Annotated in this window: 8 protein-coding genes; all 8 read left to right on the forward strand. The window is 52.5% G+C overall.

Annotated elements, in window-relative coordinates; genetic code table 11:
* Nucleotides 1-785 precede the first annotated feature (785 nt).
* The 8 genes from flhD to EDF78_RS19860 all read left to right on the forward strand — a co-directional run bounded on the left by flhD (nucleotide 786) and on the right by EDF78_RS19860 (nucleotide 7,856).
* Nucleotides 786-1,130 (forward strand): flagellar transcriptional regulator FlhD, encoded by a 345-nt coding sequence (gene flhD / locus EDF78_RS19825; RefSeq protein ID WP_095922342.1) that lies wholly within the window; start codon nucleotides 786-788, stop codon nucleotides 1,128-1,130.
* Between the two features lie 2 nt (nucleotides 1,131-1,132).
* The gene (flhC, locus tag EDF78_RS19830; protein WP_133823749.1) at nucleotides 1,133-1,741 is read left to right on the forward strand and encodes a flagellar transcriptional regulator FlhC; all 609 of its coding nucleotides are present in this window, start codon (nucleotides 1,133-1,135) and stop codon (nucleotides 1,739-1,741) included.
* Nucleotides 1,742-1,917: 176 nt separating this feature from the next.
* Nucleotides 1,918-2,808 (forward strand): flagellar motor stator protein MotA, encoded by an 891-nt coding sequence (gene motA / locus EDF78_RS19835; protein WP_133823750.1) that lies wholly within the window; start codon nucleotides 1,918-1,920, stop codon nucleotides 2,806-2,808.
* On the forward strand, nucleotides 2,805-3,908 hold the full coding sequence (gene motB, locus EDF78_RS19840; RefSeq protein ID WP_131694396.1) for a flagellar motor protein MotB: 1,104 nt from the start codon (nucleotides 2,805-2,807) through the stop codon (nucleotides 3,906-3,908). The genes motA and motB overlap by 4 nt, the downstream gene beginning before the upstream one ends.
* 36 nt (nucleotides 3,909-3,944) lie before the next feature.
* The gene (cheA, locus tag EDF78_RS19845) at nucleotides 3,945-5,975 is read left to right on the forward strand and encodes a chemotaxis protein CheA (protein ID WP_232769650.1); all 2,031 of its coding nucleotides are present in this window, start codon (nucleotides 3,945-3,947) and stop codon (nucleotides 5,973-5,975) included.
* A gap of 83 nt (nucleotides 5,976-6,058) precedes the next feature.
* Nucleotides 6,059-6,556 (forward strand): chemotaxis protein CheW, encoded by a 498-nt coding sequence (cheW, locus tag EDF78_RS19850; RefSeq protein ID WP_095922337.1) that lies wholly within the window; start codon nucleotides 6,059-6,061, stop codon nucleotides 6,554-6,556.
* Between the two features lie 689 nt (nucleotides 6,557-7,245).
* Nucleotides 7,246-7,641 carry a hypothetical protein gene (locus EDF78_RS19855; RefSeq protein WP_133823751.1) on the forward strand — a complete coding sequence of 132 codons (396 nt, stop codon included), beginning with the start codon at nucleotides 7,246-7,248 and terminating at the stop codon, nucleotides 7,639-7,641.
* Nucleotides 7,638-7,856: a helix-turn-helix transcriptional regulator gene (locus tag EDF78_RS19860; RefSeq protein ID WP_095922335.1), complete on the forward strand. Its 219-nt coding sequence runs from the start codon at nucleotides 7,638-7,640 to the stop codon at nucleotides 7,854-7,856. The genes EDF78_RS19855 and EDF78_RS19860 overlap by 4 nt, the downstream gene beginning before the upstream one ends.
* The last annotated feature ends 100 nt before the right edge of the window (nucleotides 7,857-7,956 follow it).

A 7,956-nucleotide genomic window follows, 5' to 3' on the forward strand; every position in this document is an offset into this window, starting at 1 on the left:
TTGTCTTTTTGCTTTTGAAACCGCGTGGTTGCTCACGGATTCAAAACAATCTGCGCTTATTTTAACCAAAATTATCTCAGACTACTCCCCGACAGCCCGCAGTATGACTGGGTTGCGCATAATTAGCACAATGATCATGCTATTCTAAATTTTCAGCACAAAACCCTGCCTGAACTATCATTAATTGCTGCGTATGCTAATCATTTGGCTTTAGATGGACTTTGTACAAAATGATCTAAAAATGGCTAAAAAACGCAGTTTGTGAGGAGTTTTTTAGACGGTTTTTTACTTTTGGCTTAAAAGTGCGCAAATTTTTACGATAAATTGCACTTTTAGAGACAAAATAAATTTATAAAGTGTGATGCGCGTCACACTTTATTCAAAATTCGGCAACGGTAAGATTGTATGTATAAAGGAAACGGGGTTAGAGTTGCGTCGTAGTAAGATTATTCCTAATAATGTATGTAAAAGCGTTTCACTGAATGAGACGTCATCACAGCAACGGACCCTGCCAGTACATAAAAACTGAAGTGTTTTTCGATTACTTAGCAGTGCAATTGTCACAATTAATTTAGTTTACATCAGGAACAACTTTGTATTGGCGGTGAAGTAAATACCGCGGGATAAATCTTTTTTCATCGTGAGATTTATTAATCAGCCAATGATCCAATTGTTTTGATAGTAAAAAATACTCCTGTCACGCCGGGTAAAACTCTTGCTGCATGGAATATGTCTATCAATCAGCCGCCTTTAAAAAAGCGGCATCGGTAATGGGGTAGAACAGAATGTCCGAATTGCTTAAGCACATATATGATATCAACCTGTCATATTTACTGTTGGCACAGCGTTTGATTAACGACGAGAAAGCCTCAGCGATGTTTCGTCTGGGGATTGATGACGTAATGGCAGACACCCTCGGCCAGCTCACGCTGCCGCAGATGGTGAAGTTAGCTGAAACGAACCAGCTTTTGTGTCAGTTCCGCTTTGATGACAGCAAGACAATTGAACGCTTGACGCAGGAATCGCGTGTGGATGACTTACAACAAATCCATACCGGCATCCTGTTGTCCAGTCACCTGCTGAAAGGCCTCGCTGCGAAAGACAGCGGCGTGATGAAGAAAAGGGCGTAGCTATGTCTGGTAGAGATGCGACAACCAAACCGGCAGAAAAAAGTATTGTTCAGGAAGCACGGGACATTCAGCTGGCGATGGAACTGATTACGCTGGGTGCCAGATTGCAGATGCTGGAAAGCGAAACGCAACTGAGTCGTGGCCGGCTGATCAAACTGTACAAAGAATTGCGCGGAAGCCCTCCGCCGAAAGGAATGTTGCCCTTTTCCACTGACTGGTTCATGACATGGGAACAAAACATTCATTCCTCGATGTTTTACAATGCGTACTCTTTCCTGTTGAAGAGCGGCCATTGTAACGGCGTGGAAGCGGTGATTAAGGCCTACCGTTTATATCTGGAACAATGTCCTGAACAACCGGGTGAAGCGCCGATCCTCGCGCTGACCCGTGCCTGGACATTGGTACGGTTTGTCGACAGCGGCATGTTGCAACTTTCCGCCTGTAACTGCTGTGACGGTTCATTTATCACCCATGCACACCAGCCCCGTCATGGGTTTGTTTGCAGTCTTTGCCAGCCCCCATCCCGAGCAGTAAAAAAACGTAAACTTTCCCCGCAGGTTGCCGATATAACATCTCAAGAGCTGGACGAACAGGTCAAGCGCGCAGTTTGAGATAGTTGGGTTGCAGTAAGTCGTTCTGAGCGGTGGCTACCACCGCTCATCATTTCTCCCCCGAACATCTCAGTCATTCTCTGGCACCTTTTATGCACGATCCTGCTGCAAGGTCTGTCAGACACATGGCGCGCGTTTTACCTCGCCCTAAAACCACATCGAATTAAGGATTCATCGTGCTAGTGATAATAGGTTACATCGTGGTAATGGGCTCAGTCTTCGGCGGTTTCATGCTCGTCGGCGGTGAACTGGGCGCGTTATACCAACCCGCAGAATTACTCATCATCGGCGGTGCCGGTATCGGTGCCTTCTTTGTCGGTAACAACGGCAAAGCGATCAAATCCACTATGCGCGCGTTGCCACAGCTGTTCCGCGCGTCGAAATACAACAAAGCGTTGTACATGGATCTGATGGCGCTGCTGTACCGCTTACTCGCCAAATCACGCCAGCAGGGGATGCTGTCGCTGGAAAATGACATCGACAATCCGGCTGAAAGCGACATTTTCGCTAATTATCCGCGCATCCTTGCCGATAAACATTTAGTTGAATATCTGACGGACTATCTGCGTCTGATGGTCAGCGGCAACATGAATGCGTTCGAAATCGAAGCACTGATGGACGAGGAAATCGAAACCTACGAGCACGAAAGTGAAGTGCCTGCCAACAGCCTGGCGCTGGTCGGTGACTCACTTCCGGCCTTCGGTATCGTGGCCGCGGTGATGGGGATCGTACACACCCTGGCCGCCGCAGACCGCCCGGCAGCAGAACTGGGGGCATTGATTGCTCACGCAATGGTCGGGACCTTCCTCGGTATCCTTCTGGCTTACGGCTTTATCTCTCCGCTGGCCAGCCTGCTGCGCCAGAAGAGTGCTGAAAACGCCAAAATGATGCAGTGCATCAAGGTGACATTACTGTCGAGCATCAACGGTTATGCGCCACAAATCGCCGTCGAGTTTGGCCGTAAAACCTTGTACACCTCAGAGCGACCTTCCTTTATTGAGCTGGAGGAGCATGTTCGCCAGGTCAAGTCGCCGGGTCAGAAACAAACTGAAGAAGAAAAAGTATGAAGCATCAAAGCCATCCAATCGTTGTTGTTCGTAAGAAAAAAGGTAAACACGGCGGAGGGCATCACGGCGGGTCGTGGAAGATTGCTTACGCTGACTTTATGACAGCGATGATGGCTTTCTTCCTGGTGATGTGGCTGATTTCGATCTCCAGCCCTAAAGAACTGGTGCAAATTGCCGAATACTTCCGTACGCCTCTTGCGGTGGCGATCACCGGCGGGCCGCGCAGCAGCGATGCCACCAGCCCGATCCCGGGCGGCGGCGAAGACCCGACGGTGCAGGACGGCGAAGTGCACAAAATGGATCAGTCACAAGGCGAAAGCCGTCGCGAAGCCGGCGACTTGCAAAGATTACAACAGAAGCTGGAAGACATGCTGGCATCCGATCCGCGGCTGAAAGATTTACGCCCGCATCTGATGATTAACCTGACTGAGCAGGGTTTGCGTATTCAGATTATTGATAGCAAAAACCGCCCGATGTTCCAGCTTGGCAGTGCGATTGTTGAACCGTACATGCGCGATATCCTCCGGGCGATTGCGCCGGTTCTCGATGATTTCCCGAATAAAGTCAGTCTGGCAGGTCATACCGACGACATGCCGTATGCCACCGGTGAACGCGGCTACAGCAACTGGGAGTTGTCCACAGACCGCGCCAACGCGTCACGTCGCGAGATGATGATCGGCGGCCTGAGCGAAGGGAAAATCCTGCGCGTGATGGGCATGGGTTCCTCGATGCAACTGAAAAACCATCCGGCAGGCGACGCCATTAACCGTCGTATCAGTATTTTAGTCCTGAACAAACACGCCGAAGAAGCGATTGAACGGGAAAACAGTGAGGGCGAGGCGATCACGATCAGTGACGCGGGCGAGCTGCAAAGACAAGTACAAGGCACACGTACAGTGCCGGCATTAGCACCACAAATGAGTCCGGCTCCGGCCGCCCCGGCGTTAGCGCCACAGGCAAGTCCGGCACCGGCAGCACCAGAAAACGCACCATCAATACCCGGGATTGAGACGCAGACGCCAGTGACACCATCGGCAGGCGCTCAACCTGCGACGGCAGCTCCGGCTGTCGCGGCAGGCACGGCACCTGCGACACATTAACAAGCCGCGATTCACAGCAGAGGTGATCACGTGAGCATGGATATTACTGATTTTTATCAGACATTTTTTGATGAAGCAGACGAGTTGCTGGCGGACATGGAACAACATCTGTTGTTGCTTGATCCGCAGGCGCCCGACATTGAGCAGCTCAACGCGATTTTCCGCGCGGCGCACTCAATCAAAGGCGGCGCAGCCACGTTTGGATTTACGGTTTTACAGGAAACGACTCACTTACTGGAAAACCTGCTCGACGGTGCTCGTCGTGCTGAAATGAGCCTGAGCACCGACATCATCAACCTGTTTCTGGAAACAAAAGACATTATGCAGGAGCAACTCGACGCCTATAAATCATCCCGGGATCCTGACGCAGAAAGCTTTGAATATATCTGCGCGGCCCTGAGACAACTGGCCCTCGAAGCGCAACAGGCGCGTGAACCTGCGCCCGATCTTCACGTGGTTGAAGAAGCGCCGGTGGCTCAGGCTGCTGCGCCTGCACCCGTTGCTCCGGCGGCAGGCAAGGGCGGTTTACGTGTGCGCCTTTCCGGCCTGAAAACACAGGAAGTGCCTGTGATGCTGGAAGAACTGGGTAATCTCGGCGAGATCAAAGACCCGGTGCAGACCGATGACAGCGTGGAAGCGACGCTTATCACCACGGTGACCGAAGACGACATCATTGCCGTCCTGTGTTTCGTGCTGGAACCGGAACAAATCAGTTTCACTCAGCCTGTGGGATCTGCTGCGGCTGACGTGGTGGCTGTCAGCGCGCCGGTAGTGGCGGAAGTGGCCCCGGCTCCGGCAGTCGTCGCCCGTCCGGCACCGGTACTCACTGCGGTACCGAACGGTGAACCGGCGAAAGCCCGCGCACCGAAAGCACCGGAATCAACCAGCATCCGCGTGGCCGTCGAAAAAGTCGATCAGCTGATCAACCTGGTCGGCGAACTGGTGATCACCCAGTCAATGCTGGCGCAGCGTTCAGACCTGCTGGATCCGGTGGTTCACAGCGACCTGCTCAACAGCATGGGTCAGCTTGAACGCAACGCCCGTGATTTGCAGGAATCGGTGATGTCGATCCGTATGATGCCGATGGAATTCGTGTTCAGCCGCTTCCCGCGTCTGGTTCGCGATCTGGCCAGCAAACTGAACAAGCAAATCGAACTGACCCTGCTCGGCAGTTCCACCGAACTGGATAAGAGCCTGATCGAACGCATCATCGACCCGTTAACGCACCTGGTGCGTAACAGTCTGGATCACGGTGTGGAAACGCCGGAAGTGCGCGTGGCTAACGGCAAAGAAGCGACCGGTAACCTGACACTGTCAGCCGAACATCAGGGCGGAAACATCTGCATCGAAGTGATCGATGACGGTGCCGGTCTGAACCGTGAACGTATTCTGGCGAAGGCCGCGTCGCAGGGCATGAACGTCAACGACAACATGAGCGACGAAGAAGTCGGCATGCTGATTTTCGCCGCAGGTTTCTCGACGGCAGAAAAAGTCACCGACGTATCCGGTCGCGGTGTGGGCATGGACGTGGTGAAACGTAACATTCAGGAAATGGGCGGTCACGTTGAAATCCATTCCCAGCAGGGCAAAGGCACCACCATCCGCATCCTGCTGCCGCTGACACTGGCTATCCTCGACGGCATGTCCGTGAAAGTGGGCGAAGAAGTCTTCATTTTGCCACTCAATGCGGTGATGGAATCCCTGCAACCGCTGGCGGAAGATTTGCATCCGCTGGCCGGTGGTGAGCGGGTTCTGCAGGTGCGAGGCGAATACCTGCCGCTGGTTGAGCTGTACAACGTCTTTGATGTTGAAGACGCGAAAACCGAAGCCACGCAGGGCATTGTGGTGATTTTGCAAAGCGCCGGACGTCGCTACGCTTTGCTGGTTGATCAGCTGATTGGTCAGCATCAGGTTGTGGTGAAAAACCTGGAAAGCAACTATCGCAAAGTACCGGGCATTTCCGCCGCCACCATTTTGGGCGACGGCAGCGTGGCGCTGATCGTGGATGTGTCTGCCTTGCAGTCACTGAACCGCGACAAATTAGCAACCGGTGCCACTGCCGCATAACAAGCAAAGCTTCCGGCGGCCTTAAACGTCGCCGGGTGTGAAAAACTCAGGCCGATTTAAAGAGAAAAGCAAAGGTGAACAACATGGCAGGACTTGCAACCGTGTCAAAAATTGCGGGCGAAACAGTAGGTCAGGAATTTCTGATCTTTACGTTGGGCGATGAAGAATACGGCATCGATATCCTGAAAGTGCAGGAAATCCGCGGATACGATCAGGTAACCCGCATTGCGAACACCCCGGCATTTATTAAAGGTGTCACCAACCTGCGTGGTGTCATCGTGCCCATCCTCGACCTGCGCGTGAAATTCGCGCAGGAAGATGTGATTTACAACGAAAACACCGTCGTGATCGTCCTGAACTTCGAAAACCGCGTCGTCGGGATCGTGGTTGACGGCGTGTCAGACGTGCTGTCCCTGAGCCAGGATCAGATCCGCCCGGCCCCGGAATTTGCCGTGACCATGTCGACAGAGTACCTGACAGGGTTGGGGTCGCTCGGTGACCGTATGTTGATCCTGGTGGATATTGAGAAGCTGCTGAGCAGTGAAGAAATGGCCTTAGTGGATAGTGTGACTAAGATTTAAGTCTTTAAGGTCAAGGTCGTGGGCTCGCCGCCCACACTGGCCCAGAGACCCGCAGTCGCGCGGGCCTCTGGACTCCACGCTCTTTTCACTGCGCGCTGTCGCAGGCACGACGGACATGTTCTGTCACCGCCGCGTGTGGCGCAAAATCTTGTCGCTCCGCGATACCTTCTCTCGGTCTTCGAGCCTCCGGTCTCGAAGCCGCTCCGTTCAGCAAGATTTTTGATCACGCCAGATAAGATTGAATAAAATCCTCGTTCTGCTTCTCTCCAAAATCAAAGGCGGAAGGGGATTGTCTTGCTCCTTCCCCTGCGAAGGGGAAGGCCGGGATGGGGTATTAATGGCATCTCTGCAACTTACTGCAAACCATAAAAACTCCTTGGAAGCAGTATCTCATCTCCGCGATTTGCCCATTTTTAATGTGTGGATATCCAGTTATTGTCTGCTCGCTGCGGCAAAATCCGCAGTCGGGTGTAGGAGCCTGGTTTTCTGCCGTAGCACCGTATATGTGTGCTATCGCTTTGAATCATCTTTATAAAACGTTTTTTAACGTATATTGTTTTGGTGACTCAGGCGGGGCAGCCTTCGGGCTGGTCGGACGGTAGACCGATCTCCTACCCCCGCTTGGGTTACCACTTTTGCGTAGGAGCTTAGGTGGTAGCAGATATGCAATCTGCCATAGGTTTCAGTCAATGAAGACAATAGATACCAACGACACATCCCCCGATTCATGGACACTCACCGATCGCTGCCGTTTGCTGGCGCACGCACTGGTGAATCCGCAAAATAAAGGCGCACAGGACAGACTTTGCGTGATGCTGCAAAACCAGCTTGAATGCCTTGAAGCGACGTTATCGCTGCCCGTTCCTGAGCACCGGAAAGATTTAGGCATACCGCTGGACGACGGCTTATATGATTACGCCGATCTCGAACCCGACGAACTTTGCGATCAATGCATGGTGCTGAACTTCACACTGATGACGCTGCACGACAGAAAGATAAAAGAGATCATCGCGTATATCTTGTGGGAGCGTTTTGAAATGCTGCGCTGTTCGCTGTATTCCTCATCTGAGGAGTTTGACGCATGAAAAAAGACTGGCATCAGGCCGACATTATTGCGGCGATCAGAAAGAAGGGCACCACACTGGCGGCGGTGTCACGCCGCGCGGGGCTGTGTTCCTCCACGCTGTCGAACGCATTAACCCGCAAATGGCCGAAAGGTGAAAGGCTGATTGCCGAAGCCATCGGCGTAAAAGCCGAAACCATCTGGCCGAGCCGCTACCCCGAAATCAAATACAACTGAGAACGGCTCCCTCCCCTGCGAAGGGGAGGGCTGGGGTGGGGTATTAAGGTCAAAAACTAAATTCAAAGTGTGCTTTAACTCATTGCTTTGTATTTAAAAC

It is taken from the genome of Rahnella sp. BIGb0236 (genome assembly GCF_004364755.1).
GTDB classification, from domain to species: domain Bacteria; phylum Pseudomonadota; class Gammaproteobacteria; order Enterobacterales; family Enterobacteriaceae; genus Rahnella; species Rahnella victoriana.

Coding starts and splice junctions, on each gene's coding strand:
- flhD (WP_095922342.1), top strand. CDS start 786: ATGTCCGAATTGCTTAAGCACATATATGATATCAACCTGTCATATTTA.
- cheA (WP_232769650.1), top strand. CDS start 3,945: ATGGATATTACTGATTTTTATCAGACATTTTTTGATGAAGCAGACGAG.
- EDF78_RS19860 (WP_095922335.1), top strand. CDS start 7,638: ATGAAAAAAGACTGGCATCAGGCCGACATTATTGCGGCGATCAGAAAG.
- EDF78_RS19855 (WP_133823751.1), top strand. CDS start 7,246: ATGAAGACAATAGATACCAACGACACATCCCCCGATTCATGGACACTC.
- flhC (WP_133823749.1), top strand. CDS start 1,133: ATGTCTGGTAGAGATGCGACAACCAAACCGGCAGAAAAAAGTATTGTT.
- cheW (WP_095922337.1), top strand. CDS start 6,059: ATGGCAGGACTTGCAACCGTGTCAAAAATTGCGGGCGAAACAGTAGGT.
- motB (WP_131694396.1), top strand. CDS start 2,805: ATGAAGCATCAAAGCCATCCAATCGTTGTTGTTCGTAAGAAAAAAGGT.